Here is a 25993-nt window from a genome sequence, read left to right as displayed (position 1 = left end):
GACAATGGTCGCTCTGCCAGGGTCGGTTGGTCGCAGAGCTGATTGCCATGAGGGGACGCATGTCGGAGGCGGAGCAGACGCAGGGCACGACAGGGCGCCTCCTCGCCGGGCGCTACCGCCTCGGGGATGTCCTCGGGCGCGGTGGCATGGGCACGGTCCACCGGGCGACGGACGAGACGCTGGGCCGTGTGGTCGCGGTGAAGGAGCTGCGCTTCCCGGCCAACATCGACGAGGACGAGAAGCGCCGCCTGATCACGCGGACGCTGCGTGAGGCGAAGGCCATCGCCCGCATCCGCAGCGCCGGTGCGGTCACGGTCTACGACGTCGTGCACGAGGACGACCGTCCGTGGATCGTCATGGAGCTCATCGAGGGCCGCTCGCTGGCCGACGTCATCCGCGAGGACGGGCCGCTGAAGTGGCGCAGAGCCGCCGAGGTCGGCGTGGCCGTCCTCGACGTCCTGAGCGCCGCCCACCGCGAGGGCATCCTGCACCGCGACGTGAAGCCGTCCAACGTGCTCATCGCGGACGACGGCCGCGTCGTCCTGACCGACTTCGGCATCGCCCAGGTCGAGGGCGACCCGTCGGTCACCTCGACGGGCATGCTCGTCGGCGCCCCCTCGTACATATCCCCCGAGCGGGCACGGGGCCAGAAGCCCGGCCCCCCTGCGGACCTGTGGTCCCTGGGCGGCCTGCTCTACGCCGCCGTCGAGGGCGCCCCTCCGTACGACAAGGGGTCGGCCATAGCGACCCTCACGGCCGTCATGACCGAGCCCCTCGGGCCGCCGCGGAACGCCGGTCCGCTGGAGGGCGTCATGTACGGGCTGCTCGCCAAGGACCCGCAGAAGCGGCTCGACGAGGCCGGTGCGCGGGCCCTGCTGACGAATGCCGTCAACGCCCCGGACGAGCGGCTGCCCCAGCCGCCCGCGCCCACCCCGGACCTGGACGCGACCCAGGCGCTCGCCATCCCGTCGATACCCGAGAAGCCGACCCGCCCGGCGCCGTCGGCCGCCTCTTCCCCGTCTTCTTCGTCCTCTTCATCCTCTTCGTCCAAGGCGAAGAGGGGCGGCTACGGCTATGGCGGCCGGTCGTCGTCCTCGGACGCCGCCTCCTCCCCGGCGTCCTCGTCCTCCTCGCGCTCCTCCGCTTCGGCGGCTTCGGCCAGGGGCTCGCGTCCGGGCGACGGCCGTGCGGCCACGCAGCGGACGCCGGGTGCCTTCAGGCCCCTGCGGGACGACACCGCGGGGTCGGCCACCGCTCAGTCGGACGTCTCCGCGCAGCAGGTGAAGCTGCGGGTGGGCAGTGTCGCCGCCAACGCCCGGGGCCGCGTCGGTTCGCGGACCGGCACCTACGGCCGGGCGTCCCTCACGGACGTCGTGCCGCGCCGCGTGCTGCTCATCGCGGCGGTCGTTGTCGTCCTGGCCGTCATCGGCACCGTGCTCGCCCTGTCCCTGGGCGGCGACGACAAGGACGGCAAGAGCGGTTCGTCCCCTTCGCACAAGAAGGCCGAGGTCGTGAGCACGTCCGTCTTCGACGCCCCGGACGGCTTTCCCCGCGCACACTGACGCGAACGGCGCGCGCCGGACCGGCCCGCGCTCCACTTCAGGTGCATAACGGGCGGCGTGCTGGGGACGTACTGAGCCGTACGCGCCCGAAGGGGCGGGTTCGGCACGTATCGTGAGTCGTCGTGGACGGTAAGCAACCGCAATAAGCAGTCGAACGACCGGCTTTGATGGTTGTTCGGGGCAATGGTGCTGCATCGCACGATGGGTCGGATCGCACGATTGGGGAGGCGTCGTGGACGACTACGCGGGCCGGGTGCTCGCCGACCGTTACCGCCTGCCGTTGCCCCCGTCGGACGCCTTCGAGCTCGTGGAGACCCGGGCCTTCGACACGTACAGCGGCCAGGAGGTCCTGGTCCGTCAGATTCCGCTGCCTGAGGTCGTGGACGCCGAAGTCCTGGGCGACGAGGCGGCGGGCGGGGCAGCCGCGGGTGGCAGAGCCATGGGCGGTGGCGCGGGGCGTACGGGCCAGGGCGCCGGCGACCCGGCCGTGCGGCGTGCGCTGGTGGCCGCGACCGCCGCCGCGCAGGTGCCCGACCACCCCCGGCTCGACCAGGTCTTCCACGTCTTCGCCGAGGCGGGCAGCCTCTGGATCGTCAGCGAACTCGTCTCCGCCCGCCCGCTCGCCGCGCTCCTCGCCGAGCGCACCCTCTCCCCCCACCGTGCCGCCGAGGTGGCCGCGGACGTCCTCACCGCCCTGCGCGCCCTCCACTCCCAGGGCTGGACCCACCGCAACATCACCGCCCGCACGGTCCTCATCTGCGACGACGGCCGCGCCATCCTCACGGGCCTGGCCGCCGGTGCGGCGGAGGAGGCGCTGTGCGGATACGACCCGGTGCCCGCGGCTCCGGGGGCTTCGGGAGGCGCTGGGGCTTCGGGAGCTCCTGGGGCTTCGGGTGCGGGGCATGTTCCCGGGCCGCGGGCTGCGGGCGGCGCCGCCGGTGCCGCCGGCGGCCCTGCGGCGCGGGCGGCCGGCGTGCCGGCACAGGGCGGTCCCGCGTACCGCGACCAGGGCCCTGCGGGCGGGTTCGTACGCCCGGACACCGCCGGCGCGACCGAGCAGAGCGGAACGCGGAACCCGCGAGCGGTGCGGTCCGGGGCGATCGCCGCCTACCACGCGGCCGCCCGTGCCGCCGCCGCGCGCGTGGCGGCCGACGCCAAACCCCGCCCCCCGGCAGGGGCGTCCACCTGGGGCGGCGGCAGCGCCGCCAGCGGCACCGCACCGGCGCCCGGCTCCACTCCGCCGTGGAGCGCGGACGCCCTGATGACCGGCGCCGCCCCGGGCCGTGCGGCGGGCCAGGGCGCTGCCGCACCGCAGAGCGCTCCCCCCGCCCAGGGCGAGCGGAAGGCCGACGCCGGCACGGCGCCCGCGGCCGGCGGCCCCTCGGGCGGCTGGGCGCAGACGGGCGGCCCCGGCAGCGCTGTCGCCGCCGAACGCGCCCGGCAGGCCCGCATGGTCGTGGTGGGCGCCGTCACCGAGCGCTGGGCCCCCGAGCAGGCCTGGCCCGTGCAGGAGAACTGGCAGCTCGCACCCCCCGTGGGACCCGCGGCCGACCTGTGGGCGCTGGGTGCGCTGCTCTTCCGCGTGGTGCAGGGGCATGCCCCCTACCCGGAGGACAGCACGGCCGAGCTGGTCCAGGTCGTCTGCGCCGAACCGCCCGCCTACGCCGAGGAATGCGGCGCGCTGCGGCCCGTCGTCGAATCGCTGATGCGCAAGGACCCGATCGAGCGCCCGGAATTCGAGGAGCTCCGCGGCTGGCTGCGCTCACTGATCCGTTCCGCGCCGGAGCCGGACATCGGCAGCCGTACGGTCACCGTGCCCTCGATCGGGGCCCCCACCCCTGCCGACCCGCGTCGGCTGCCCGTCATCCGCCGGCGCGGCGAACTGGTCCGCCGCCGGCGCGCCCGGGCCTCCGCCTCCTCCGCCTCGTTCGCCGAACCGGCGGCGGCAGTCGGCCATGGGCGGCACAAGAAGCCGGTCAGGGAACGCGGCCGGGCGTCCCAGGCCCATGAGCAGACCGGCTTCCACAGCACGGGACACCTGCAGGAGCAGCGCGTCGCCACGGCGCCCGCCCCGCAGCGCCTGGGCCGACTGCTCCTCGGCCTGATCCTGCTCGCCCTGATCGGGGCCGTGCTGTACGCCCTGCTGTTCATGCCGGGCGCGGAGGAGAGCGCCGGCCGGACGCCGTCGGACCGTACGGGCTCCGCGGGGGCGCTGAGCGCGGCACCCAACAACCCGGGCTCCAACGGCAGGGTGGGCCAGACCGCCGCCACCGGCGCGCAGACCGACCGGGTCGAGGAGCGCGGCGATGCCAAGGGGGACGGCAAGGGCGACGCGAAGGGGTTCGTCTCCCGCAAGGACGCCAAGGGTTTCACTGTCGCCGTCGCCGAGGACTGGCAGCGCCGCGGCGAGAACGACCGCGGCCAGGTCGTCTACGTCGGCGGAGACTACGAACTGATCGTGGTCCCGGGCCGCGACAAGACCGCGGAGTTCGGCAGCGACCCGATGGCCTACCAGCAGGACAAGGAGCCCGAACTGGCCTCGTACCGCACCTCCTCCTGGTCGGGCGCCTCCGGCCTGCGCCGGACCGACGTCGGCGGTACGGCGACGGCGGAGGGCACGTTCCACTGGAAGGACAGCAGCGGCCGCCAGCTGTATGTCCGCAACGCGGCGATGATCCTCGGCGGTCGCTACCACCTCATCCAGGTGCGCGGTCCGATGAACGAACAGCGCTCGGTGGACCGCTTCTTCGAGCAGGCCACGGCCACCTACCGGACGCACGGCTGAGCCGGCTGATCAGTCGGAGAAGCGTTCGCGCAGCTTGTACTTCAGTACCTTGCGGAGCGTGTCATTGCGCGGCAGCGCGTCGACCAGCTCCAGCTGCTCGGGCAGTTTGTGCACGGCCAGCCCCGCGTTCCGCAGATGGGCCGTCACGGCGTCAAGGGTCAGTGCCACGGCTCCGGTGGGCTGCTGGACCACCGCGCACACCCGCTCCCCGCGGGCGGCGTCGGGGAGGCCGATGACGGCCGCGTCCTCGACGCCGGGGTGCCCGTAGAGGAGCTGTTCGATCTCCTGCGCGGAGATGTTCTCTCCCTTGCGGATGATGACGTCCTTCATGCGCCCGGTGAGCACCAGATAGCCGTCCTCGGTGAGGTGGCCGAGGTCGCCGGTGATGAGGAAGCCGTCCGTGTCGAACGCCTCGGCGGTCTGGGCCGGGTCGAGGTAGCCCCGGCACACCGCTTCGCCGCGCAGCCGTATCTCCCCGTCCGTGCCGGCCGGGACGGGCCGGCCGTCCGCACCCACGACGCGTATCTCCATGCCCGCCGCAGGTCTGCCCTCGGTGCCGGCCAGCTTCTCCTCCGGATCCTCCGGAGACCCCATGGTGATCATTGGCGCCTCGGTCATGCCGTAGCCGTGGGTGAGCCGGCACCCCAGTTCCCGGACGACCTCGTAGTGGAGCTCCGGCGGCCTGGGCGCTCCGCCGCCCGCCATGAGCCGGAGCGCCGGCAGGAGCCTGCGGGCGGGGTCCTTGCGCTGCTCGGCGAGGAACATGGCGTAGAAGGCGGTGGACCCGCCCGCGACGGTCACGCCGTGCCGTCGGTAGGCCCCGAGCGAACCCGGCAGCGTGAAGTGCTCCAGGAGCACCGCCGGGAAGCCGCACAGCAGGGCCATCACGGTGTAGTCGGGCCCGGCCACGTGCGCGTACGGGAAGGCCATGGAGCCGACGTCGCCGGGCGTCAGCCCGAGCGCCTCGGCCAGGCACGCACCGGCGGCGATGAGGCTGCGGTCGGTGTGCAGGGCGCCCTTGGGGTCGGACGTCGTGCCGGACGTCCAGTAGACCCAGCGCACGGCCGTGCCGTCGGCCGGTGCGGGCGGAAGTCCGGCGGGATCCCCCTCCGGAAGGGCGTCGTACGCCGGGAACACCAGGGGCGGGTGGGGCAGGGCCCGGGCGAGGCGATGGGCCATGGCGGTGTGGTCGAATCCCCGCCAGACGCCCGGTACGGCGAAGAACCCGGCCTCGGTGGCCCGCAGCACGTGGCCGACTTCGCGGTCGCGGTAGTGGGGGATCAGGGGCGTCTGGACGGCCCCCAGGCGGGCCAGGGCGAGGGTCAGGACGACGGTCTCGATGCGGGTGGGCAGCTGCCAGGCGACCCGGCTGCCGGGCCGGACGCCGAGGGTGTGCAGCCAGGCGGCCACCCGCTCGGCCCGTCCGTGCAGCTCGGCGAAGGTCACCCGGCGGTCGGCGCCGCCCGGCCCGGCGGGTTCGTCGGCCTGGATGAGCGCGGGGGAGTCCGGTGTGAGGGCCGCCCGGCGTTCGAGGAGCTCCCACAGGGTGCGCGAGCGGGACAGTTCCCCGGAGCGAGTGGCGGGCTGCATGGCGGTCCCCCTGCAAGCTGACGACGTGTCACGTGCTGCGGGAGCGTAGGCCCGGCGCGCTTGTCGGTCCAGGGGGTCGGGGCTAGCCTCCTCAATGAACTGACGGGTCGTCAGAATAGCGAGGGAGCCCCATGGACCTGCCGCGCATCGTCAGTGTCGACGACCACGTGATCGAGCCCGCCCACCTCTTCGAGACCTGGCTGCCCGCCAAGTACCGCGACCGCGGCCCCCGCCCGCTGACCGCCGGCATCGGCGAGCTGGAGTACGTCGGAGGGAAGTACCGCATCACCATGGACCCGGACGGCCCGCCCGCCGACTGGTGGATCTACGAGGACCTGCGGTTCCCGTACAAGCGCAACATCGCGGCGGTCGGCTTCCACCGGGACGACATGACCCTGGAGGGCATCACCCGGGCCGAGATGCGCCGCGGCTGCTGGGACCCGGCCGCGCGCCTGAAGGACATGGACCTCAATCACGTCGAGGCCTCCCTGTGCTTCCCGACGTTCCCCCGGTTCTGCGGACAGACCTTCGCGGAGGCGCACGACAAGGAGGTCGCCCTCGCCTGTGTGCGGGCCTACAACGACTGGATGGTCGAGGAGTGGTGCGGCGACAGCGGCGGCAGGCTGATCCCGCTGTGCATCATCCCGCTCTGGGACATCGACCTCGCCGTCGCGGAGATCGAACGCAACGCCGCGCGCGGGGTACGGGCCATGACCTTCAGCGAGCTGCCCACCCACCTGGGCCTCCCCAGCATCCACACCGGCTACTGGGACCCCCTCTTCGCCGTCTGCCAGGACACGCGGACGGTCGTCAACATGCACATCGGCTCCTCCTCGCAGATGCCCGCCGCCTCTCCCGACGCCCCACCCGCCGTCCAGGCGACCCTGTCCTTCAACAACGCCATGGCCTCGATGTCGGACTTCCTCTTCAGCGGCGTCCTCGTACGCTTCCCCCGCCTCACCCTCGCCTACAGCGAGGGGCAGATGGGCTGGATCCCCTACGCCCTGGAACGCGCGGACGACGTCTGGCGGGAGCACCGTGCCTGGGGCGGCGTGCGCGATGTCATCCCCGAACCTCCCTCCACCTACTACTACCGGCAGATCTTCTGTTGCTTCTTCCGCGACAAACACGGCATCGCCTCACTCGATGCGGTGGGCCGCGACAACGCCACCTTCGAGACCGACTACCCGCACGTGGACTCCACCTTCCCCCACACCAAGCGCGTCGCCCTCGAGCATGTGCGGGGCCTGGACGACGAGACCACCTACAAGCTCATGCGCGGCAACGCCATCCGGATGCTCGGCCTGGACCTCGACGACCCGGCCGCGTGACCCCATGGACCTCAGCAACACCGCGGAAGAGGACGACTTCCGGCACCGGTTGCGCTCATGGCTGCACGAGACGCTGCCCCGCCTGCCCGACAAGCCGGCCGCGACTAACTGGCCCGCCCGCCGCGCCTACGACTGCGCCTGGCAACGGGCGCTGTACGACGCCGGATACGCCGGCCTGCACTGGCCCGCCGATGCCGGCGGGCGGGGCGCCACGCCCACCCAGCACCTGATCTTCCTGGAGGAGACCGAGCTGGCGGGCGCGCCGTACGTGGGCGCCAACTTCGTCGGCCTGCTGCACGCCGGCCCCACCATCGCGGCGGAGGGCACGGCCGCCCAGCGCGCCCGCTGGCTGCCGCCGATCCTGCGCGGCGAGGAGGTGTGGTGCCAGGGCTTCTCCGAACCCGAGGCGGGCTCCGACCTCGCTTCCTTGCGCACCCGCGCGGTCCGTGACGGCGACGTGTACGTCGTCACCGGCAGCAAGATCTGGACGTCGCACGCCGAGGTCGCCGACTGGTGCGAGCTGCTCGTGCGTACCGACCCCTCGGCCCCCGGCCACCGCGGGATCTCCTGGCTGGCCATGCCGATGGACGCGCCCGGAGTGAGCGTCCGCCCCCTGCGGACCCTCGCGGGATCCACGGAGTTCGCCGAGGTGTTCCTCGACGGCGTGCTGGTGCCGGTCGGCAACCGTGTGGGCGCCGAGAACGACGGCTGGCGCGTCACCATGGTCACCCTCTCCTACGAGCGCGGCACCGCGTTCGCCGGAGAGGTCGCCGCCTGCCGCCGCACCCTGGCCCGGCTGGCCCGGGCCGCACGGGAGAACGGCCGGTGGGACGACGCCGTCCTGCGCCGCCGCCTCGGGCACCTGAACGCCGTGTTCGGGGCCCTGTGGCGCCTCGTCCAGTGGAATGCGAGCGAAGCCGAGGCCTCACTCCGCTCGGGAGGCGACGGGGTGCCGGGCGTCGGCGGGTCGGTCTTCAAATTGCGCTATTCCCAGGCACGGCAGGAGCTGTACGCCGCCGCCGCCGAGATCCTCGGCCCTCTGGGCCTGGACGCCGATCACGAGTGGACCGCCGAGCGCCTGTCGTCCCTCGCGTACACCATCGCCGCGGGCACCTCCCAGATCCAGCACAACATCATCGCCGAGCGCATCCTCGGCCTGCCCCGGGGGCGGTGAAAGGGACCATGGATTTCCGGCTCAGCGACGATCAACGCGCCCTGCGGGAAGGAATGCGGGAACTCCTCGCGGCATGCTTTCCGCGGGAGAGGCATCGCGCGGCGGTGGATGCCGAGGAGCCGGGAACCGGCGTCGACCGCGCGCTCTGGCGGGAGTTGGGCCATGCCGGTCTCTTCGCCTTGAGGCTGCCCGAGGAGGCCGGCGGCGTCGGTCTCGGGCCGGCGGAGGCGGTGCTCGTCTTCGAGGAGGCGGGGCGCGCCCAGCTGACCGGCCCGCTGGTCGGCACGCATCTGGCGGCCGGCCTCGTGCCCGGCGCCGCCGAAGGCGCGGCCGTGGTGACGGCGCTGGACCGGCCCGGCATGGTCGAACACCTCGCTGCGGCCGACGCCGTGCTGCTTCTCGACGGCCCCGCGCCCCGGGTGCTGGAGACGAGCGGTGGCAGGGGCCCGCGCCGGTTCGCGGCGCGGAGCATACGGTCGGTCGACCCGACGACGCCGCTGCATCTCGTACAGCGGCTGCCCGCTCCCCAGGAGACGGAGCCGGTCGCCGGAGCCGGCTGCTCCGCCGGCCTGCGCCAGGTGGCCATGCTGCTGACCGCCGCCCAGCAACTCGGCAGTGCCGCCCGCACCCTGGAAATGGCGGTCTCCTATGCGAAAAGCCGTACCCAGTTCGGCCGCCCTATCGGGGCTTTCCAAGCGGTGCAGCACCTGTGTGCACAAATGCTCGTCCGTACGGAACTCGCACGCACTAGCGTGTACGCCGCGTCCTTTCTCATGACGCTCCGTGACATATCCGAGGCCAAACTGCTCGCTGATGAGGCTGCCGTCCGTAATGCCCGTGACTGTTTGCAACTGCATGGAGGTATGGGATTCACATGGGACGGTGACGTTCATCCCCACCTGAAGCGGGCATGGCTGAGGGTCGAACAGTGGCAGCAGAGGGCGGAGGCCGAGGAGGAGCTGGCGGCCGCGCTCCTCGTCCGTCCGGAAAATTGCTCGATGGAAATCGCGAATCACCCGAATGGCGCTGCGTAATCGGCGCGGGTGAAATATACGCCTTACGGCCGATAACTGATCACGCTGCGTCGATATCGAGTTGTGTTCTTCGCGTTACTCGTCACAGTGTGGAGTCGGGCCGAGCCTCGGGTACTCTCCGTGGGATGCGAGTGGTTCAGGGGCTCAGCAAAACCGGCGTCGCGGAAGCGATCGTGCCGGGCGCGGGAATGCCCTTCGCTCATGTCCGTGCGGGGTTCGAAAGACCCTGCTGTTCGAGTCCCAACAGCGCGCGTCGCACAGTATGCAGCACGCATACTCCTTTGCGCCGGAATATGCCTGAAGCGCTTGTTGGGGTAACTGTACGTCAACCATGCTGTCTCGGACGGGGCTCACGTTCCGTGATCCCCCTGAGACGCGAGGCGTTGTGTCCGCCGGTTCGGATGGTGTGAGCGGTGCAGGTGCTTCAGATGCAGATGGAGGTTCGGGCCGACCCCGCGGAGGTGGGGCGGGCTCGCAGGTGGGCGCGGTCGCGGCTCGCCGGATCGGGCATAGGGGCCGATGAGCCCCTCGCCGAGACGCTGGTCCTGCTGATCTCGGAGTTGGTCACCAACGCCGTCGTCCACACCGGCTGTCCGGCCGTCCTGCGCATGCTCTTCCCCGGCGCGGGTGCCACCGTCGGCGCGGCCGCGGGGCCGCGCATCGACACCGTCCGGGTCGAGGTCGCCGACATCAGCGCCCGCCCGCCGCGGCGGCGGTGCGCCGAGGGTGACGACACCGGCGGTAGGGGTCTGGAGCTCGTGGACGGCCTGGCCGACCGCTGGGGGTGGCACCGGGAGGGCGCCGGCAAGCGCATCTGGTGCGAGGTCGATCGCGGGGCTCCCCTCTGGAGCGGCACTTTTGAGCCACAACACGCCGCGACAAATCGGGCTTAGTCGACAAAGTCCAGACCAGGTGTTGACGTGAAGTGTTCACGTGATCACCCTTGGATGCAGCGATTCGTTGCGAGGGGACGTCGAGAGGCCCATGTGCCCAGGGCTGCCTTGGCGAGTGCGGGTCGCGGCCCGGCGCGACAGCAGGGCTCAGGCGCCGGAGCTGGGTGGCGGCGTACGGTGCCGTGCTCGGGGTGCGCATCTGTACGCCGCCGCCCGCCCGAACCGTTGAACGGGGTCCAAGCGCCCGCCTGTCGGAGGGGTGTGACGCGCGGTGGCCTCCCTTCAGAAAATCGCCACGGGCGAGACCGGTGTCCCGACCCCGCCGACGAACGGCTCGGGCATGGCCACCAGCAAGAACACGTAGCGTCGCTCCTCCGCGCAGGCTTCCGAGAGCACTTCCAGGTTCCAGTTCTGGCCTTGCGGCATGCCCATTTCGACGAGGTCCAGCGCGTGCACGGGCAGCCAGAGGTCCTCGATCTCCGGCGGGAAGATCTCGAAGGTCAGGGTGTCGTTGGCGACGGCCGCGACATCGCGGGCGTGGAACCACTCGGGAGTGCGGATCGACAGGCCGGGCGAAGGGTAGGCGTACGCCTGTTTGTCACCCGTCAGATACCGCTGGATCTGGCCAGTTCGCACGAGCACGATGTCGCCGGACCCGACCGTGACCCCGGCCAGTTCCTCTGCTGCCTCGAGATCCTCGGGCGTGACGGCATGGCCGTCCTGGAGCCGGTCCACGCCCCTGGCGCGCGCTACGTCGAGCAGCACTCCGCGTGAGGCGATGTGCCCCGCCTTCTCGACGCCGCTGAAGGCGGCGCGCCCGTGTGCGGTGACCGAGTCCGCGGGGCGTCCGTTGTAGAGCTTCCCGCCGTGCGAGACGTGGCAGAGTCCGTCCCAGTGGGTGCCCGCCTGGAGGCCCATGGTCACGGTGTCATCGCTGGTGGCAACCGTCCCGGGCCCGAACAGCTCCACATTGATCGCGACCATGGTGTGCAGTGGATTGACCCTGCCGGGTATCACCCCCGTCTGCACTCCGTCCTGCCGCAGCGGAAGGGCCAGTGGGACGCGTCGTCCGCTGGTGACGGTCGCGGCCGCCGTGCGGACGACCGTGTCGGTGATGAGGTTGAGGGTGCCGATCTCGTCGTCCGCCCCCCAGCGCCCCCAGTTGTTGACTCGCTTGGCCAGCTCGTGGAACTCGCCCGGCAACGGCATGGAATCCTCCCGGATCGCGATCTTTCGTCGTTCGCCTTTGCTTGCCTACAGGTCTTGTGCTCGCGCCCTCGCTGCCCAAAAATCTAACGGGCCGTCAGAAACTGCGGGAAGGGGCACACCGTGGGGAACTTCTTGGCCGGCAAGGTGGTCGCCGTCACCGGTGCGGGGCGCGGCATCGGCAGAGCCGTCGCCCTGGCCGCCGCCGCCGAGGGCGCCAAGGTCGTCGTGAACGATCACGGCGTGTCCCTCGCGGGAGACAAGCCCACCAGTGAGGTCGCGACCGTCGTCGCCAAGGAGATCGAAGCCGCGGGCGGCGAGGCGACCGCCCTCGCGGACGACGTGTCGACCATGGCCGGCGGCCAGCGGATCGTGGATACGGCACTGGCGCGGTACGGGCGCCTGGACGGCGTCGTCTGCGTCGCCGGAATCCTCCGCGAACGCATGCTCTTCAACATGACCGAAGAGGAGTGGGACCCGGTCATCGCCACCCATCTGAAGGGCACCTTCACCGTCTTCCGCGCCGCCTCCGCCGTCATGCGCCGGCAGCGGAGCGGCACCCTCATCGGCTTCACCAGCGGAAACCACCAGGGCAGCGTGGCGCAGGCCAACTACGCCTCCGCCAAGGGAGGTGTCATCTCCCTCGTCCGCAGTGCCGCACTGGGCCTGCACCAGTACGGCGTCACCGCCAACTGCGTCGCGCCCGTGGCCCGTACCCGCATGTCCGCCAACGTGCCGATGGAGCTCAAGGAGATCGGCGAGCCGGAAGACGTGGCCGCGCTGGTGGTCTACCTGCTCAGCGAGCGCGCCCGCGAAGAGCGGATCACCGGACAGGTCTACACGGTCGCCGGCCCCAAGATCGCGGTCTGGGCGCAGCCGCGCGAACTGCGTGCCGCCTACGCGGAAGGGCCCTGGACCCCCGAGCGGATCGCCGACATCCTCCCGGGAACGGTGGGCACCGACCCGATGCCGATGCTGGACCGGCTCCAGGCGATGGCCGACGCGGCCGCCGCCGGACAACGCCCCAACGCGTAACGCACCGAGCGCCGACGGGAGAGGGCATGGACTTCGCATTCGGACCGGAGGACGAGGCGTTCCGCCAGGAGGCGCGGGCCTGGCTGGCCGAGCACACCGCCGGTGAGCCGGCCCGTGCCGCCGGCCGCGCCTGGGAACGCGAGCTTGGCGACGCCGGCTGGATCGGCCTCGGCTGGAACCCCGCCCGCGGCACTTACGGCAACCGCACCACCACCCTGACCGGGCAGGTCGTCTGGGCCGAGGAATACGCCCGCGCCCAGGCGCCCGCCCGCCTCGGCCACTTCGGCGAGAACCTCCTGGGCCCCACCCTCCTCGCCCACGGCGACGACGCCCAGTGCGCCCGCTTCCTCCCCGCCATCGCCCGGGGCGAGGAGCTCTGGTGCCAGGGCTACAGCGAACCCGGAGCGGGATCCGACCTGGCAGCCGTGCGCACCGCGGCCGTTCGTGCCGACGGCGGCCGCACGTACCGCATCAGCGGACAGAAGATCTGGACTTCCCTCGCCCATGAGGCCGACTGGTGCTTCGTGCTGGCCCGCTCCACCGAGGGGTCCCGGCGCCACCACGGACTCTCCTTTCTCCTTGTGCCGATGGACCAGCCCGGCCGGATCGAGGTCCGTCCCATCCGGCAGATGTCCGGGGCCGCCGACTTCAACCAGGTGTTCTTCGACGGCGCCGAGGCCCGGGCCGAGCACCTCGTCGGCGGCGAGGGCAACGGCTGGCGGGTGGCCATGGGACTTCTGGCGCGGGAGCGCGGGGTGTCCACCCTGGCCCAGCAGATCGGCTTCGCCGCCGAGCTGGCCCGCGTGATCCGTCTCGCCGTGGAGGGCGGAGCCGCAGCGGAGACGGCGGTACGGGACCGGCTCGTACGGCAATGGGCCGACCTGCAGACCATGCGCTGGAACGCCCTGCGGACCCTGGGAGCGGCCGACGACCCCGGGGTGCCCAGCGTCGCCAAGCTGCTGTGGGGCGGCTGGCACCGACGGCTCGGCGAACTGGCGATGCAGGTGCGGGGCGCGTCCGCCGCCCTGGGACCGGACGACTGGCGCGCCGACAGGCCGTACCGACTGGACGCCCTGCAACGCCTGTTCCTCTTCAGCCGGGCCGACACGATCTACGGCGGCTCGGACGAGATCCAGCGCAACATCATCGCCGAGCGCGTCCTCGGCCTGCCGAAGGAGCCACGACCATGACGGCGTATGGGCACTGGATCGCCGGCGCCTGGCGCGCGCCGGAAAAGGGGCACTATCCAATTGTCAATCCGGCGACCGAAGAGGTCGTCGGGGAGGCCCCGGAGTCGACTCCCGCCGAAGTCGCCGACGCCGTGACCGCCGCACAGGCCGCACAGGGCGGCTGGTCCCGTACCGATCCGCGCGAACGCGCGGCCGTGCTGGACCGGATCGCCGATCTGCTCACCGAACGCAAGGGAGACCTCGTCCCCCTCCTCCAGGCCGAGACGGGCGCGACCCTGCGCGTCGCCTCGTCCCTGCAGGTGCTCCCGGCGGCCGACCGCTTCCGGCGCTACGCGCGCGGTGCGATGGAGCCGCAGGTCATTCCCCTCGCGCCGCGGGCCGTCGCCTCCGGCCCGCTCGCGCCCGGCGGCCTGATCGGGGCCGCCGCGGTCCGTCGCCCCGTGGGCGTCGTGTGCTGCATCACCTCCTACAACTTCCCGATCGTCAATCTCGCGGGCAAGGTGGCCCCCGCCCTGGCCATGGGCAACGCGGTCGTCGCCAAACCGGCGCCCCAGGACCCCCTGTGCTGCCTGGAGCTGGGCCCGCTGTTCCGGGAAGCCGGCCTCCCGGACGGGGTGTTCAACGTGGTCACCGGCTCGGGACCGGCGACCGGCGAGGCGCTCGTGGCGCACCCGGCCGTCGACATGATCAGCTTCACCGGCTCCACCGCCGTGGGAAAGAAGATCGCCGAAGCCGCGGGGAGGTCGATGAAGCGCACCCTGATGGAGCTGGGCGGCAAGGGCGCGGCCATCGTCCTGGGGGACGCCGACGACGCGGTGCTCAAGTCGGCGATCACAGCTGTTGGATCGGTCTGGTCGTTCCACAGCGGGCAGATCTGCACGGCGCCGACCCGGGTGCTCGTCCACCGATCGCTGTACGAGCGGGTCGTCGCCGGTCTCAAACAGTACGCGGAGTCACTGACAGTCGGGGACCCTGTGGATAACTCCACGATCGTCGGCCCGTTGATCTCCGCCGCGCAGCGCGACCGCGTCGAGGCGTACATCGCCGGAGCCCGCGAGGAAGGGGCCCGCATCGTCGTCGGCGGTGCCCGCCCCCGCACCCGGACCGGGTTCTACGTCGCTCCCACCCTCATCGCCGATGTCGCGCCCGGCATGACCGTCGCCGGTGAGGAGCTCTTCGGCCCCGTGGTGGCCGCCATGGCCTTCGACGACGAGGACGAGGCGGTCCGTATCGCCAACAGCACGTCCTACGGCCTCTACGACTACGTCTTCAGCGCCGATACCGCGCGGGCCTGGGCGCTCGCAGCGCGCCTGCGCAGCGGGAACGTCGGCATCAACACCGCCCAGCGCCACCCCGAGACGCCCTTCGGCGGTTTCAAGGACAGCGGGGTCGGCCGCGACGGAGGTTCCTTCGCCCTGGAGGCGTACAGCGAGCTCCAGTCGGTCGTGTGGCCGTCCTGACCGCCCCATCCCCGCTGCCGGAGAGGACCACATCATGAGAGGCGTCATCTTCGACGGGAAGCGGCCGCAGGTCGTCGACGACCTGGACGTCCGCGCTCCCGGCCCCGGCGAGGTGCTCGTCGCCGTCGTCGCCGCGGGACTGTGCCACAGCGACCTGTCGGTCATCTACGGCACCATCCCCTACCCCGTCCCCGTGGTCCTCGGCCACGAGGGCGCCGGGATTGTCGAGGCGATCGGCTCAGGCGTCACCCACCTCACTCCCGGAGATCATGTCGCACTGTCCACTCTGGCGGCCTGTGGAGTCTGCGCGGACTGCGACCGCGGCCGGCCGACCATGTGCCGCCAGTCGATCGGCAGGCCGGGCCGGCCCTTCTCCCGCCGTGGGGAGAAACTCTTCCACTTCGCCTCCAACTCCGCCTTCGCGGAGCGCACGGTCGTCAAGGCCGTCCAGGCGGTGAAGATCCCCGACGACGTTCCGCTGGTCTCGGCGGCACTCATCGGCTGCGGCGTCCTGACCGGCGTCGGCGCCGTCCTCAACCGTGCCCGGGTGGGCCATGGCGAATCCGTCCTCGTCATCGGCGCGGGAGGCATCGGGCTCAACGTCCTGCAGGGGGCCCGGCTCGCCGGCGCTTCCACCGTGGTCGCCGTGGACGCCAATCCGGCGAAGGGCGCGACAGCGCGGCACTTCGGCGCGACCCACTTCGTCGACGCCTCCGTCGTCCCCGACATCCGCGCCGCCGTGCGGGAGATCCTGCCGACGGGCGTCGACCACGCCTTCGAGTGCGTCGGCGACACCCGCCTCATCCGGACGGCGGTCGATCTCCTCGACCGGCACGGTCAGGCGGTGCTGCTCGGCGTCCCGCCCGCCGACGCGGAGGCGTCCTTCCTCGTCTCGTCCCTCTACCTCGACAAGTCGATACTCGGCTGCCGCTACGGCTCCTCCCGTCCGCAGCGCGACATCCCGCTCTACGCGCGGCTCTACCGCGAAGGACGGCTCCTGCTCGACGAGTTGGTCACCAAGGTCTATCCGGTCGAGGATTTCGAGCGCGCGGCGAGCGACGTGAACAACCGTACGGTGGCTCGCGGCGTCCTTTCGTTCGATCGGTGACCCGGTCCGCCCCTTATGTGATCCCTGCCGTAGGTCTTGCGCCGGCCGCTGCCTGAGTGTGGGGTTGGCGTGGCGGCATGTCCGGACCTCGTTGCCGATGGATTCGGTGGACCGGTGGGGTGAGTGCGGTCTTGGGCCTCTCACGACGGAACCTCTCGGCCTCCGGGGAACTCATTCTTGGAGAGAGGGGCGCAAATGACACAGAAGGCTGAGCCGCACGCAATACCGGACGAGGCGACCGACGCCGTACCCGAGAGGTCCGCCACGGCGCTGAAGCGGCCGACGAACGGCGACGGCTTCGGCGCCGCGTTCTGCGCGTCGATGGCCACGCTCTGTGCGGAGGTCTTCATCGCCGGCACGGCCGGCGTGCTCGTCCTGCTCTCGCGCGAGCACGAAGGCATCCCCAGCAGCCCCCTCCTGATCGCCGCGCTCGTATGCGGTGTCCTTCTCCTGACGGTTCTGGTCAGTGGTTTCGTGACCGCTGCCGCCGTGATGCCGGGCCTGACGCTGGCCCGCCGGGCCGCTGCGGCCAGGTGGCGCGGCGAGAGCCGGCTGTGGGTCCTCGCCGCCGTTCCGGTGGTCGCGGCGGGGGCGGTGGTCGTCTTCGGCGCCGTGGCGGCGCTGGGCAGCCTCTCTTTCGCGCCCGCTCTCAGCTACCTGCTGTGGTGGGTGTTCCTCACGGTCGGCCTGCTGCCCGCCACCCTGGCGGGTCAGGCGGCGGCGCGCCGGGTCCGCGAGGCCCGCCGGGGGAGCGTGGCCCGGAGAGTGGCGCGCGTCGGGGCGATCGCCTGGCTGGCCGTCGCGACACTGGGCGGCGGCGCGTACGCCACCGGTCTGGTGAAGGTGTACGAGCCGCCGCGGCTGACCAAGTCGGACCTCGCCGGCACCTGGACCGACGGCCGCGGGGGCACCGTCCGGCTCGCCACCGACGGCAACGCGGTCGCCGACGGGCTCGACAACTTCATCTGGGACGGCACCGGCAAGGACAAGCCCAAGGACTGCGACGGCTCCGGCACGTGGAAGGCGGTCAAGGAGGACGGGCGGGTGCAGGGCGTCTCCTTGCGGATCAGCGTCTGCGAGCTCTCCCGGGACTGGAATGTCATCGGTACGGAGAAGGAACCGCGGATCTACCACGAGATCGGCAAGCCCGGCTCCGGCAAGCGCTACACCTTGACCAAGGTGGTCAAGCACAAGCGGTGAGACCGCCCTCAGAGCTCGCCCCTCAGTCGCCGTACGGGCCGAACCCGTCGAACGTTCCGAAGGCCCCCCGGTGGAAGAGCAACGGCCCGGCGCCCGCCGCGCTGTCGTCCACTCCGAGCGCCTCCACACGTCCGACGACGATGAGATGGTCTCCGGCCGTGTGGACCGCGTGGATGGTGCAGTCGACCCAGGCCGGTACGTTTGCGATCCTCGGCGAACCGGTCACCGGAGCCCCTTCGTAGGGCACGTCGGTGAACTTGTCGGCTGTTTGCGAGCTTCTGACCGCGAAACCCCGGCAGAGCGGCCCTTGCCCGGAGCCGAGGATGTTGGCGCAGAACACTCCCGCACGGGCGATGCGCGGCCAGGTGGTGGACGTACGGGCCACCATGAAGACGACCAGCGGCGGGTCGAGGGACAGCGAGGAGAAGGACTGGCAGGCGAAGCCCGCGGGCGGCTGTCCTTCCATGCCCGGAGCGGTGATGACGGTGACCCCGCTGGCGAAGTGGCCGAGTACGTTCCGGAACTCCTCCGGAGCGGGCGGCGGCCGCTCGTCCGCCCTGACGGCGCGCAGTCGCGGGCGAGGGTGTGGGTCGAAAGGCGGAGCGGTGGCCGGCGCGCCCGTCGAGCGCAGGCGGCGCACGGCGATGGCCGCCATCCCGGCGTGTCCCATCATGAACCCCATTGAATCTGATGCACCGTCAGATCGGAAGGGTTCGCACGTACACCGCCGGCGCCGAAGCCGTCACCGCCCCCGGAAGGCGGGGCTCCGGCGCTCGACGAAGGCGAGCACGCCCTCGGCCGCGTCCGCCGTCATCGCGTTGATCTCTTGCGCGGCCGCCTCGGCGGCGAAGGCGGCCGCCCGATCGGCCTCGAGCGAGGCGTTGACCAGCTGTTTCGTGAGGGCGAGCGCGCGCGTGGGCCCCGCCGCCAGCCGCTCGGCCCACGCCCGTGCCGTCCCGCTCAGCTCCGCGTCCGCCACCACGCGATTGACCAGGCCGAACCGTTCCGCCTCGGTCGCCGAGAGCGCGTCGCCGAAGAACATCAGCTCCTTCGCCCGCTGCGGCCCGGCCAGCCGGGCCAGCAGATACGCGCCGCCGCCGTCGGGCACCAGACCGCGGCGGGCGAACACCTCGATGAACCGCGCGGATTCGGCGGCCAGGACCAGGTCGCAGGCCAGTGCGAGATGCGCGCCGAGCCCCGCCGCGGCGCCGTTCACGGCGGCGATCACGGGCTTCTCGCAGTCCAGCACCGCGCTGATCAGCCGCTGCGCGCCGACGCGGATCGTACGGGCCACATCGCCCGGAACGCGCGCGGCGGCGGCCGCCGCGGGGGCCGCCCGCAGGTCGGCGCCCGAGCAGAATCCCCTGCCCGCGCCGGTGAGGACCACGGCCCGCACGGCCGGGTCGGCGGAGATCCCGATGAATTCCGAAACAAGACGTTCGCGCAGGTCAGGGGTGATGGCGTTGAGCGCCTGGGGCCGGTTGAGGGTGATCAGGACGACGCCGTTGTCAGTGGCGTGCCGTACCAATGAGTCATCGGAGCCGCCGGGCACGACGGAGCCGTCCGGTTCGCCGTGCCCAGCGGGCTCGGGGGATGTCTCACGGGGGGAGAGATTCATGGGGGAGCTCCTTTTCCTACGGGCGCCTCGCGCGCGGTCGGCCGGCCGGGGGAGGGGTCGGGGCACGGCTGCCGCGTCAGCGGCAGAAGGCCAGCGCGTCGAGCGCCACGGCCCCTTGGCCGCGCTCGAGGACCACCAGCGGGTTGAGATCCACCTCGACGAGGTCGTCGCCCAGTTCCAGAGCCATGCGCTGGACGCGCAGGACGGTCTCGACGAGGGCGTCCACGTCGGCCGGGGGAGCCCCCCGGACCCCGTCGAGCAGGGCCCGCCCGCGCAGTTCGCCGAGCATCGCCCGCGCGTGGTCCTCGCCGAACGGCGGTACGCGCGCGGACGTGTCGTCCAGGACCTCCACGAGAACGCCGCCCAGGCCCACCGTCACCGTGGGACCGAAGAGAGGGTCGTGGGTGATGCCGACGGCCATCTCCACACCGCGCCCGACCCGCTGGCAGACGAGGATGCCGTCCAGGGGGAGCCCTTCGTAACGGGCGATGTCGGTGAGCTCGCGATAGGCGTCGCGGACCTGGCTGGCGGAGGTCAGCCCGATCTTGACCAGGCCCAGTTCCGACTTGTGGGCCAGGTGGGGGCCCGAGGCCTTCATGACGACCGGGTAGCCGATCTGGGCGGCCGCGCGCACGGCCGCGGCGGCACTGGTCACCAGGTGTTCGCGGGGCACGCGTATGCCGTACGCGCGCAGGAGCTGCTTCGCCGCATGCTCGCTGAGCTGCTCACCTGGGCGCAGCAATGCCTGGGCCTTGCGGGCCGAGGGGGACAGGGCGCGGGGCGCCTCGTCGAAGGGAGAGCGGTAGCCGGCGATGAAGCGGTGGTGGCCGAGGTAGGCGCGGATGGCGGTGACGCAGTTGGCGAAGGTGCGGAAGGTGGCCACGCGGGAAGAGCCGAGGAGGGTGCTGCGATAGGCGTCCTCGGTGCCGACCGGGGAGCCCCAGACCACGCAGACCAGCTTGTCCGTCTTCTCCGCCGCGTCCACCAGGTCCTGGGCGAGCTTGTCGCTCAGCGGGGGAAAGGGGCCGGTGATCGGGCAGACGAGGATGCCGACGGAGGGGTCGGCCAGGACGGCATCGATGATCTTGCGGCCGCGCCAGTCGCCCACAGGGTGACCGCCGTTGTCGATGGGGTTGGCGGTGCTCAGATAGTCGGGAATCCACTGGTGGAGTTCGGCCTGTTTGGCGGCCGGCAGGACGGGGAGATCGAGCCCGGCCGCCGTGGCGAGATCCGCGAAGTGCGCCCCCGTGCCGCCGGAGATCGAATACACGGCGATGCCCTCGGCCCGGGGCGGGCGGGCGCGGGCGAGCAGGGCGGAGGTGTCCTGGAGCTCGTCCAGGCCGTTCACGCGGATCACGCCGAACTGCCGCATGGCGGCGTCCACCACGTCGTCGGCGCCGGTCAGCTTGCCGGTGTGGGTCGCGGCGGTGCGGGCCCCGACCTCGGTCCTGCCCACCTTGACGGCGACGACCGGCACGTGGTGGCGGGCGGCCCGGTCGGCGGCGAGCAGGAAGGCGCGGCCGTCCTTGAGCCCTTCCACATAGGCGGCGATGGCCCCGACCTCGGGCCGGGTGGCGAAGTAGGAGATGAAGTCGGCGCACTCCAGATCCGCCTCGTTGCCGGTGGGGGCCCAGTGCGAGAGCCGGATGCCCAGCTCCTGCAGGCTGAAGACCGGCCGGCCCTGGTGGCCTGACTGGGTGATCAGCGCGATGGCCGGCCCGTTGAGGTCGTCGCGGACGGGCTCGAAGGCGTTGAGGTTGGTGTTGGGCCCGAGCAGACGGGTGCCGGTGCCCTGGAGGGCGGCGGCGAGCCGGGCCTGTGCGGCGGCCCCCTCGCTGCCCGTCTCGGCGAAGCCGGAAGCGAAGACGACGGCGAACGCCACGTCGCAGTGGGCCAGCTCCTCGACGACCGGGACCGGGTCGCCGACGAGGACGACGGCGACGTCGATCCGCCCCGGCACGTCGCGGGCCGACGCATGACAGGGGAGACCGAAAACGGTGGCACGGGTGGGGTGCACGGGATGGACGCGGGCGCCGACGCGCTCGGCCCAGGCGATGAGCTGCCGGGTGATCCGGGTGTTGGGCCGGCCCTCGGTCTCCGAGGCGCCGATGACGGCCACGGTCTCGGGGCGGAAGAAGCGGTCCAGGTCGGGGACGTCGGAGCGCAGGGGGCGCCCGCTGACGTCCAGGTCGTCGCCGGCGGGAGAGGCCGTGCCGTGGACCATGGGGCCTGGTCGTCGGCCACAGGCCACTACGCGGGCCGGACGGGAGGTGGTGGTGAGGGTGCCGTGAGTCGATCCGAGCATCGTTCTCGCCCACTCCTGCTCAATGGCCGATAAGCTGACGTGGAGTCAGATTACCGATCTGACAAGCCGTCAGGAATGGTTGTGCGCCGGAACCACGCCGCTGTCGGGAGGTGGGATCGATGCGAGGGGTGTCGCGTTTCGACGTTCCGGAGGTCGACGACTTCACGCGGCCCTACTGGGACGCCGCGACCCAGGGGAGGCTGCTCATACGCCGGTGCCGTGCCGACGGGTGCGGGAAGGCGCATCACTATCCGCGGGAGTTCTGTCCGCGCTGCTGGGGCGAGGACGTCGTCTGGGAGGAGGCGAGCGGCCGCGCCACGCTCTACACCTGGTCCGTCGTCCATGTGAACGACCTCCCGCCCTTCGGTGCCCGCGCCCCCTACGTCGCGGCGGTGGTCGACCTTGAGGAGGGGCCGCGCATGATGACCGAGGTGATCGACTGTTCCGGGAGCGAGCTGCGGATCGGCATGCGGTTGCGGGTCGCCTACCGCGGTGACCCTGAGGGTGTCCTGCCTGCGGTGCCGGTCTTCCGGCCGGTGGCGGAAGCCGGATAGCCGCTTGTCGGCGCGGGCCCGCACGTGTCAGTCGCGGGCCAGGATCACCGTTCCCGACGAGCAGAACCAGCCTCCCGTGCCCGAGGCGACGGCCAGCCGGGGCGGCCGTCCGCCTGCCGTGCGGACCTGGCGGCCCTCCTCCGCCTCGCCGCGGAGCTGACGCACGGCCTCGACGAGGAGGAACAGGCCCCGCATCCCGGGGTGGCAGGCGGAGAGGCCGCCACCGTCCGTATTGACGGGCAGATCGCCTCCGATGGTCAGTCTGCCCCGGGCGGCGAAGGCGCCGCCCTCGCCCTTGGCGCAGAAGCCGAGGTCCTCCAGCGTCACCAGGGTCATATAGGTGAACGCGTCGTACAGCTGCGCCACCTCGATCTCCTGCGGCGTGACTCCGGCGCGCCCGAAGGCCAGGCGCCCGGAGACGGTCGCCGGGGTGGTGGTGAAGTCCTCCCACTCGGACATCGTGGTGTGCGAGACGGCGGTACCGGTGCCGGCGATCCACACCGGCGGCTTGGCCGTGTCCGGGACGTACTCCTCGGCGGCCAGCAGCACGGCGCAGCCACCGTCGGAGCGTATGCAGCACTGGAGCCGGGTGAACGGGTCGGCGATCACCGGGCCGCCGAGCACCTCGTCGACCGTGAGGGGGGTGCGGTACATGGCGTAGGGATTGTGGGCGGCGTTGGCGCGGGTTTGAACGGCGATGTCGGCCAACTGTTCAAGCGTGGTGCCGTACTGGTGCATGTGGCGCCGGGCCGCCATCGCGTACTTGGCGATGAGGGTGTGCCCGTACGGGGCCTCGAACTGGGCCGGGCCGCGGGCGCCGAAGGGCAGGCCGGCGGTGCGGCGGCCGGCCTTGATGTCGGCGCGGGCGGTGGAGCCGTATGCGAGAAGGACGGCGTTGGCGTGGCCCGCCGCGATGGCGTCGGCCGCGTGGGCGGCCATCACCTCCCAGGTCGAGCCGCCGACGGACGTCGAGTCCACCCAGGTGGGCCGCAGCCCCAGGTACTCCGCGACGTCTATGGGGGCGAGCGTGCCGAGCCCGGCCGAGGCGAAGCCGTCCACCAGGGATCTGTCGAGCCCCGAGTCGGCGACGGCGCGGCGGGCGGCCAGTGCGTGCAGGGCGTACGGCGTGACCGTGTCGAGCCGGCCGCAGTCGGAGAGGGCGACACCGACGACAGCGACCTTGCGCTTGCCTGGAGTCATAGAGCTGACGGTACATCAGATCAATGCGGCACCGGCCGTGCCCAACTTGCGCTCGCCTCTGGGAAACCCGATCCCCTGAACCTAATATGACGGACCGTCAGTAATGCTGAGGGAGAGGCTGTCGATGGACGCCGCGTTCAGCGTGGAGCAGGGGGAGATCCGGCGCACCCTGCGCGAAGTCCTGCTCAAGGAGGCCGGTCCAGGCGAGAGCAGGGCGGCCGTACTGACCCCCGCCGGTTACGACGGGAGACTGTGGCTCCGCCTCGCCGATCAGCTGGGGCTGCCGGGCCTGGCGGTGGAGCGGCGGTACGGCGGGGTCGGCTGCGGTCTCATCGAGCTGGCCCTGGCCGCCGAGGAGGCAGGGCGGGCGCTGCTCCCGTCGCCCCTGACGGCCACCGCGGCGGTGGCCGTGCCCCTCGTCGCCGCCCTGGGCACGCCGCAGCAGCGTGCGAGGCTGCTGCCCCGCCTTGCCTCGGGCCGGCTCACCGGAACGTTCGTGGTGCCGGACGGCACGCTGCCGGAGGCGTTCGCCCTGACCGGCCCCGACAGCGCCCACTGGTCCGGTGGTGGCCGGGCCGGTGGTGTGCAGGCCCGCCGGACGAGCGACGGCTGGCGGCTCTACGGAGAGGCCGGGCAGGTGCTCGACGGGCACAGTGCCGGTCTGCTGCTGGTCGCCGCGCACACCGGCGGCTACGCGCGCGGCCGCACCATGGTGTTCGCCCTGCACCCGGAGACGTCGCGCGGGGTGACCCGTACGCGGCTGACCGCACTGGACGAGACACGGCCCCAGGCGCGCGTCGAGCTGCGCAACACCGAGGCGGAACCGCTCGGGTCGCCGGAGGCCGACGTACGGGCCGCGATGGCCGCGCTCGGCGGCCGGGTGGCCGCCGTTCTCGCGGCCGAAGCGGTGGGTGCGGCGGAACGGGTGCTGGAGCAAACCGTCGAGTACGCGCGCGTGCGGGAACAGTTCGACAGGCCGATCGGCTCCTTCCAGGCCGTCAAGCACCGCCTGGCGGACCTGTACGTGTCCGTGCAGGCGGCCCGTTCGGCGGCGTACTACGCGGCATGGTCCGCTCGGGCCGCCGTGGGAGGGCTCGCGCTCGCACAGGCCCTGGAAACGGCCCGGACGGTCGCCGGGGAGGCGATCCAACTGCATGGAGGCATCGGAGTGACGTGGGAACACGATGTGCAGAGGTACTTCAAACGGGCGGCGTCGGACGAGCTGCTGTTCGGGCCCGTACACCGGCTCCGGGAGCGGTCGGCAGGCGTGTCCGGGCTGTTTGAGGCCACCGGGGCCCGGGAAGCGGTGGTGCTGTGATGGCAGCCGTCGAACGCCTGGTGCGTTCCGTCTCCTCGACCCGTACGTTCGCGCGGATCGCACCGCACTTCGTGCCCGCGGCCGACCGGGCGATTCACCGGATGACGCACGGCAAGGTGCTGCTGAGCGGGTACATGCTCCCCTCGGTGCTGCTGACCTCGACGGGAGCCAAGAGCGGCCTGCCGCGGCGGACACCGCTCGCCTGCATGCCGGACGACCGCACCGGCAACGCCTGGACCCTGATCGGCAGCAACTTCGGACGCCCCGGACACCCCGCCTGGACGGCGAACCTGATGGCGCACCCGGATGCGGAGATCAGCTGGAAGGGGCGGGACATCCCCGTACGGGCGCGGCTGTTGCGCGGAGCCGAGCGGGAGGAGACATGGGCGGCGGTGCTCACCTTCTGGCCGCCGTACGCGCGCTATCAGGCGCGTGTGGAGCGTGAGATCCGGCTGTTCCGGCTCGAGAGGCGGTAGGGCCGGCGGACGCGTCGCGGTGCGCCGCGGCGGGCCGCCCGGGGCCGAGCCCGAGCGGCCCGCCGCTGCGATGACAGGACGTGCGAGTGGTGCGATGTGGTGCGCGGTCGCGCTGTGGGTTACCTCGTCGGCTTCTTGCCGGTGATGCCCAGATGCACGAGCAGCGCGAGGTTGGGCTTGAGCTCGGCCTGCTTGACGCCCCAGCTCTGGAAGCCCTTCTGGTGCGAGGCCACGGCCGCGAGCATCGCGACGAGCGAACCGGCCACCGCGGCCGGGCTGACGTCCTTGTCCACCTTGCCCTTGGACTGCAGTTCCTTGACCGACTCCGTCAGGGAGTTGGTGACGGCGTTGAGGATCTTCATGCGGATCTTGTAGAACCGCTTGTCGCCCTCGGCCGCTCCCAGGTCGACGACGCGCAGGATCGCGTCGTGCTTGCGCCAGAACCCGAGGAAGCCGTCGACCAGTTCTTCGGCCGCCTGTGCGCCGGACTTGCCGACCCAGGAGCGCCCGGCGACCAGGTCGGTCAGGCTCGCGCCCTCCTTCGCCATCTCCTCGGCGATCTCGAGGACGGCGCCCTCGACGTCGGGGAAGTACTGGTAGAAGGTCGCGGGGGAGGTGCCGGCCCTGCGGGCGACATCGATGACCTTGACATCGCGGTACGGGGATGAGCTGAGCATTTCGCTGAGGCAGTCGAGCAGCTTCTGCCGCGTCGCCTGACCGCGTCGACCGGCCACGCGGCCGTCGACGGTGCGTACTTGTCCTGTCATGCCGTCAGCTTACCGAGGGGTGATCGGAGCGCGATTCGGCCGCATGCAAATGGGGGCGGGGGTGTTCGATGGGGTGTAAGCGCAGGTCAGAGGGGGTGTGAAGGGGTTCGTAGACGGTAGGAGCGGATTGGCCCGTACCGGTGAATTGTCCTATCAACGAGCTGTGGACGGCGGTCCTGCCGAGGCG

General features: G+C 71.9%; 20 protein-coding genes and 1 pseudogene. 14 read left to right on the top strand and 7 right to left on the bottom strand.

The genetic code is table 11. The annotated features are described in order from the left end of the window. Positions 1-59: 59 nt before the first annotated feature. Both ACIGXW_RS26495 and ACIGXW_RS26490 read left to right on the top strand, forming a co-directional pair. A pseudogene (locus ACIGXW_RS26495) lies at positions 60-1466 on the top strand (serine/threonine-protein kinase); the annotation flags it as partial. Between the two features lie 328 nt (positions 1467-1794). Further along, positions 1795-4347, top strand: a complete 2553-nt coding sequence (locus tag ACIGXW_RS26490; protein ID WP_399575295.1) for a protein kinase — start codon at positions 1795-1797, stop codon at positions 4345-4347. A 9-nt stretch (positions 4348-4356) separates the two neighbouring features. Here the strand turns inward: ACIGXW_RS26490 and ACIGXW_RS26485 are convergent, their stop codons facing one another. Continuing rightward, positions 4357-5937, bottom strand: a complete 1581-nt coding sequence (locus ACIGXW_RS26485) for a class I adenylate-forming enzyme family protein (RefSeq protein WP_399575294.1) — start codon at positions 5935-5937, stop codon at positions 4357-4359. Positions 5938-6068: 131 nt separating this feature from the next. Here ACIGXW_RS26485 and ACIGXW_RS26480 point away from each other — a divergent pair, with 131 nt between their 5' ends. From ACIGXW_RS26480 to ACIGXW_RS26465, 4 genes are all read left to right on the top strand, one after another. Then, positions 6069-7268, top strand: a complete 1200-nt coding sequence (locus ACIGXW_RS26480; protein WP_071964492.1) for an amidohydrolase family protein — start codon at positions 6069-6071, stop codon at positions 7266-7268. A gap of 4 nt (positions 7269-7272) precedes the next feature. Next, positions 7273-8442: an acyl-CoA dehydrogenase family protein gene (locus ACIGXW_RS26475; RefSeq protein ID WP_399575293.1), complete on the top strand. Its 1170-nt coding sequence runs from the start codon at positions 7273-7275 to the stop codon at positions 8440-8442. An 8-nt stretch (positions 8443-8450) separates the two neighbouring features. Continuing rightward, positions 8451-9476: an acyl-CoA dehydrogenase family protein gene (locus ACIGXW_RS26470; RefSeq protein ID WP_399575292.1), complete on the top strand. Its 1026-nt coding sequence runs from the start codon at positions 8451-8453 to the stop codon at positions 9474-9476. A 413-nt stretch (positions 9477-9889) separates the two neighbouring features. Beyond that, positions 9890-10369 carry an ATP-binding protein gene (locus tag ACIGXW_RS26465; protein ID WP_399575291.1) on the top strand — a complete coding sequence of 160 codons (480 nt, stop codon included), beginning with the start codon at positions 9890-9892 and terminating at the stop codon, positions 10367-10369. 282 nt (positions 10370-10651) lie between these two features. Here ACIGXW_RS26465 and ACIGXW_RS26460 read toward each other — a convergent pair whose 3' ends face one another. Further along, positions 10652-11578 carry a cyclase family protein gene (locus ACIGXW_RS26460; protein WP_399575290.1) on the bottom strand — a complete coding sequence of 309 codons (927 nt, stop codon included), beginning with the start codon at positions 11576-11578 and terminating at the stop codon, positions 10652-10654. 120 nt (positions 11579-11698) lie between these two features. Between ACIGXW_RS26460 and ACIGXW_RS26455 the strand changes: the two genes are divergently transcribed. The 5 genes from ACIGXW_RS26455 to ACIGXW_RS26435 all read left to right on the top strand — a co-directional run bounded on the left by ACIGXW_RS26455 (position 11699) and on the right by ACIGXW_RS26435 (position 17568). Then, a complete protein-coding gene (locus tag ACIGXW_RS26455; RefSeq protein ID WP_399575289.1) occupies positions 11699-12610 on the top strand; it encodes an SDR family NAD(P)-dependent oxidoreductase in 912 nt (303 codons plus the stop codon). A gap of 26 nt (positions 12611-12636) precedes the next feature. Next, positions 12637-13800, top strand: coding sequence for an acyl-CoA dehydrogenase family protein (locus ACIGXW_RS26450; RefSeq protein WP_399575288.1), 1164 nt, complete (start codon positions 12637-12639; stop codon positions 13798-13800). Then, positions 13797-15260 carry an aldehyde dehydrogenase family protein gene (locus ACIGXW_RS26445; RefSeq protein ID WP_399575287.1) on the top strand — a complete coding sequence of 488 codons (1464 nt, stop codon included), beginning with the start codon at positions 13797-13799 and terminating at the stop codon, positions 15258-15260. The genes ACIGXW_RS26450 and ACIGXW_RS26445 overlap by 4 nt, the downstream gene beginning before the upstream one ends. Positions 15261-15294: 34 nt before the next feature. Continuing rightward, positions 15295-16368, top strand: a complete 1074-nt coding sequence (locus ACIGXW_RS26440; RefSeq protein WP_399575286.1) for a Zn-dependent alcohol dehydrogenase — start codon at positions 15295-15297, stop codon at positions 16366-16368. Positions 16369-16563: 195 nt separating this feature from the next. Further along, on the top strand, positions 16564-17568 hold the full coding sequence (locus tag ACIGXW_RS26435) for a hypothetical protein (RefSeq protein ID WP_399575285.1): 1005 nt from the start codon (positions 16564-16566) through the stop codon (positions 17566-17568). A 22-nt stretch (positions 17569-17590) separates the two neighbouring features. On the opposite strand, the gene ACIGXW_RS26430 is transcribed toward ACIGXW_RS26435, so the two are convergent. The 3 genes from ACIGXW_RS26430 to ACIGXW_RS26420 all read right to left on the bottom strand — a co-directional run bounded on the left by ACIGXW_RS26430 (position 17591) and on the right by ACIGXW_RS26420 (position 21491). Further along, positions 17591-18250: a flavin reductase family protein gene (locus ACIGXW_RS26430; RefSeq protein ID WP_399575284.1), complete on the bottom strand. Its 660-nt coding sequence runs from the start codon at positions 18248-18250 to the stop codon at positions 17591-17593. A 60-nt stretch (positions 18251-18310) separates the two neighbouring features. Further along, positions 18311-19186 (bottom strand): enoyl-CoA hydratase/isomerase family protein, encoded by an 876-nt coding sequence (locus ACIGXW_RS26425; protein ID WP_399575283.1) that lies wholly within the window; start codon positions 19184-19186, stop codon positions 18311-18313. A gap of 76 nt (positions 19187-19262) precedes the next feature. Next, on the bottom strand, positions 19263-21491 hold the full coding sequence (locus ACIGXW_RS26420; RefSeq protein ID WP_399575282.1) for an acetate--CoA ligase family protein: 2229 nt from the start codon (positions 21489-21491) through the stop codon (positions 19263-19265). Between the two features lie 119 nt (positions 21492-21610). On the opposite strand from ACIGXW_RS26420, the gene ACIGXW_RS26415 reads away from it, so the two are divergent. Continuing rightward, the gene (locus ACIGXW_RS26415) at positions 21611-22045 is read left to right on the top strand and encodes a Zn-ribbon domain-containing OB-fold protein (RefSeq protein WP_071962543.1); all 435 of its coding nucleotides are present in this window, start codon (positions 21611-21613) and stop codon (positions 22043-22045) included. A 27-nt stretch (positions 22046-22072) separates the two neighbouring features. Here ACIGXW_RS26415 and ACIGXW_RS26410 read toward each other — a convergent pair whose 3' ends face one another. Beyond that, positions 22073-23245, bottom strand: coding sequence for a thiolase C-terminal domain-containing protein (locus ACIGXW_RS26410; RefSeq protein ID WP_399575281.1), 1173 nt, complete (start codon positions 23243-23245; stop codon positions 22073-22075). 124 nt (positions 23246-23369) lie between these two features. Between ACIGXW_RS26410 and ACIGXW_RS26405 the strand changes: the two genes are divergently transcribed. Next, positions 23370-24563 (top strand): acyl-CoA dehydrogenase family protein, encoded by a 1194-nt coding sequence (locus ACIGXW_RS26405; RefSeq protein WP_399575280.1) that lies wholly within the window; start codon positions 23370-23372, stop codon positions 24561-24563. Further along, positions 24563-25039 (top strand): nitroreductase family deazaflavin-dependent oxidoreductase, encoded by a 477-nt coding sequence (locus ACIGXW_RS26400; RefSeq protein WP_071962551.1) that lies wholly within the window; start codon positions 24563-24565, stop codon positions 25037-25039. The genes ACIGXW_RS26405 and ACIGXW_RS26400 overlap by 1 nt, the downstream gene beginning before the upstream one ends. 119 nt (positions 25040-25158) lie before the next feature. Here ACIGXW_RS26400 and ACIGXW_RS26395 read toward each other — a convergent pair whose 3' ends face one another. Beyond that, positions 25159-25806 (bottom strand): TetR/AcrR family transcriptional regulator, encoded by a 648-nt coding sequence (locus ACIGXW_RS26395; RefSeq protein WP_071962540.1) that lies wholly within the window; start codon positions 25804-25806, stop codon positions 25159-25161. Positions 25807-25993: the final 187 nt, after the last annotated feature.

Source organism: Streptomyces sp. NPDC053079 (genome assembly GCF_044546695.1).
GTDB lineage: Bacteria > Actinomycetota > Actinomycetes > Streptomycetales > Streptomycetaceae > Streptomyces.
This window is presented reverse-complemented; position numbering and strand designations above follow the sequence as displayed.

Bases quoted from the DNA above. Each gene is read 5' to 3' on its own strand.
- ACIGXW_RS26405 (WP_399575280.1), top strand. From the start codon at position 23,370: ATGGACGCCGCGTTCAGCGTGGAGCAGGGGGAGATCCGGCGCACCCTG.
- ACIGXW_RS26475 (WP_399575293.1), top strand. From the start codon at position 7,273: ATGGACCTCAGCAACACCGCGGAAGAGGACGACTTCCGGCACCGGTTG.
- ACIGXW_RS26470 (WP_399575292.1), top strand. From the start codon at position 8,451: ATGGATTTCCGGCTCAGCGACGATCAACGCGCCCTGCGGGAAGGAATG.
- ACIGXW_RS26410 (WP_399575281.1), bottom strand. From the start codon at position 23,245: ATGACTCCAGGCAAGCGCAAGGTCGCTGTCGTCGGTGTCGCCCTCTCC.
- ACIGXW_RS26445 (WP_399575287.1), top strand. From the start codon at position 13,797: ATGACGGCGTATGGGCACTGGATCGCCGGCGCCTGGCGCGCGCCGGAA.
- ACIGXW_RS26485 (WP_399575294.1), bottom strand. From the start codon at position 5,937: ATGCAGCCCGCCACTCGCTCCGGGGAACTGTCCCGCTCGCGCACCCTG.
- ACIGXW_RS26460 (WP_399575290.1), bottom strand. From the start codon at position 11,578: ATGCCGTTGCCGGGCGAGTTCCACGAGCTGGCCAAGCGAGTCAACAAC.
- ACIGXW_RS26430 (WP_399575284.1), bottom strand. From the start codon at position 18,250: ATGGGGTTCATGATGGGACACGCCGGGATGGCGGCCATCGCCGTGCGC.
- ACIGXW_RS26395 (WP_071962540.1), bottom strand. From the start codon at position 25,806: ATGACAGGACAAGTACGCACCGTCGACGGCCGCGTGGCCGGTCGACGC.
- ACIGXW_RS26435 (WP_399575285.1), top strand. From the start codon at position 16,564: ATGACACAGAAGGCTGAGCCGCACGCAATACCGGACGAGGCGACCGAC.
- ACIGXW_RS26425 (WP_399575283.1), bottom strand. From the start codon at position 19,186: ATGAATCTCTCCCCCCGTGAGACATCCCCCGAGCCCGCTGGGCACGGC.
- ACIGXW_RS26420 (WP_399575282.1), bottom strand. From the start codon at position 21,491: ATGCTCGGATCGACTCACGGCACCCTCACCACCACCTCCCGTCCGGCC.
- ACIGXW_RS26440 (WP_399575286.1), top strand. From the start codon at position 15,295: ATGAGAGGCGTCATCTTCGACGGGAAGCGGCCGCAGGTCGTCGACGAC.
- ACIGXW_RS26450 (WP_399575288.1), top strand. From the start codon at position 12,637: ATGGACTTCGCATTCGGACCGGAGGACGAGGCGTTCCGCCAGGAGGCG.
- ACIGXW_RS26400 (WP_071962551.1), top strand. From the start codon at position 24,563: ATGGCAGCCGTCGAACGCCTGGTGCGTTCCGTCTCCTCGACCCGTACG.
- ACIGXW_RS26480 (WP_071964492.1), top strand. From the start codon at position 6,069: ATGGACCTGCCGCGCATCGTCAGTGTCGACGACCACGTGATCGAGCCC.
- ACIGXW_RS26415 (WP_071962543.1), top strand. From the start codon at position 21,611: ATGCGAGGGGTGTCGCGTTTCGACGTTCCGGAGGTCGACGACTTCACG.